This window comes from Sphaerotilus hippei (genome assembly GCF_003201595.1).
GTDB lineage: Bacteria > Pseudomonadota > Gammaproteobacteria > Burkholderiales > Burkholderiaceae_C > Sphaerotilus > Sphaerotilus hippei.
Window position 1 is genome coordinate 1 of the sequence record NZ_QJJS01000041.1, and the last position, 1,622, is coordinate 1,622.

The 1,622-nt window shown below is 69.3% G+C and carries 1 protein-coding gene; it reads left to right on the forward strand.

Annotated features, from left to right (window positions below):
• Window positions 1–89: 89 nt before the first annotated feature.
• A complete protein-coding gene (gene tnpC, locus C7444_RS19895) occupies window positions 90–1,505 on the forward strand; it encodes an IS66 family transposase (protein WP_110402593.1) in 1,416 nt (471 codons plus the stop codon).
• Window positions 1,506–1,622: the final 117 nt, after the last annotated feature.

The following is a 1,622-nucleotide window of genomic DNA, read 5'->3' on the forward strand; positions in this document are numbered from 1 at the left end:
GTACGTATTCAGCCCCCTGGCATTGACAACATCGTCAAGCCGGTGAAGTGCGGGTAGCGCGCGGAGCGAGCAAGGCTGAGAGTGCATGGATGGACCAATCCGAAGCCCCAGACCGCAAGGCTGCAGCAGTGCAGGACAAGCCCGAGACGCTGGAGCAATGCCACGCGGTGATCGAACAGTTGGGGCAGGAACTGGCGCAACTGCGCGAGCAGGTCAGCGCGCTGCTGGACAAGAAGCTGAACTCGCGCAACTCGTCGAAGCCGCCATCGTCAGACGGGCCCGACTCGGGCGGTAACAGGGCACAGCGTCGAGCCAGTGGTCGGGCGAGAGGCGCACAGCCCGGACACAAGGGCACGTACCGGACGCTGCTGGCCGAGTCCGAGGTGGACGCGGTCCACGACTGCCCGCCGCCTGCGGTGTGCGAGTGTGGTGGTCCGGTGGTGGCGGGGCGGCCGATGCGGCACCAGGTGTTCGACGTGGCGGCGCAGGTGGAGGCCGAGGTGCAGGAGTACCGGCTGTACCACGGGGTGTGCGGGCACTGCCGCAAGACGCACAAGTCGGTGCTGCCGGCGGGGGTGCCGCGCGGGCAGATCGGACCGAGGGCGCTGGCCCTGGTGGGGTTGCTGGGCACGGCGTACCACCTGACGCAGCCCAAGATCCGGGATCTGCTGGCGCAGGTGCTGGGGGTGCGGTTCAGCGTGGGAGCGATCTCGCAGGCGCAAGGGCTGGTGGCGCAGGCGCTGAAGGAGCCGGTGCAAGCGGCAGTGAAGACGCTGCCCGAGGCGCCGGTGGTGCATGTGGACGAGACCAGCTACGCCCGAGAAGGCGCGGGGCGGCACTGGGTGTGGACGGTGACGCAGCCCAAACTGGTGGTGTACCAACTCTGGTCGTCGCGGGCGCGCTACGTGGCCAAGGAGATGCTGGGCGAGCAGCCGAAGGCCAGGCTGGTGACGGACCGGTATGCGGTGTACGACTGGGTGGGCCCCGCGCAGCGGCAGGTGTGCTGGGCGCACCTGCTGCGGGACTTCACGCGCATCAGCCAGCGCGCGGGGCAGGCCGGGCGGATCGGGCGCCGACTGCTGGGACTGGGCTATGTGCTGTTCCGGCGGTGGCACCGCAAGAGCGAGCAGATCGGTGCGCAGATGAAGCAGGTGCAGGGGCATATGCACCGTGCGCTGGAGCGCGGGATCGCCGGCACCTGCCAGCGCACGGCGCTGACCTGCGCCAACGTGCTCAAGCTCTGGCCGGCGCTGTGGACGTTCCTGAGCGACCCCGCGGTGCCGCCGACCAACAATGCCGCCGAGCAGGCGCTGCGCACCATCGTGCTCAAGCGCAAGATCTCGGGGCTGACCCGCTCGCGCCGGGGCGAGGAGTTCATCGCCCGGGGCTACACGGTGGTGGAGAGTTGCAAGCGCCAAGGCCGCGATGCGCTGACGTATCTGCGGCAGGCGATGCACGGGTACTTCGCCGGCACCGCGGTGTCCTCGCTGGTGCCCTCGGGCTGAGCGCGCTGCCCGGGTCTCAGCCCGGCAACCGTCAGGTAACCATCAACTCATGCCACGTCCGAATCGACGGGGCGGGCGGGCTTTCGGGCTGTCAATACCGGGGGGCTGAATACGTAC

Excerpts from the sequence above, each read along its gene's own strand:
- tnpC (WP_110402593.1), top strand. The coding sequence starts at position 90 with ATGGACCAATCCGAAGCCCCAGACCGCAAGGCTGCAGCAGTGCAGGAC.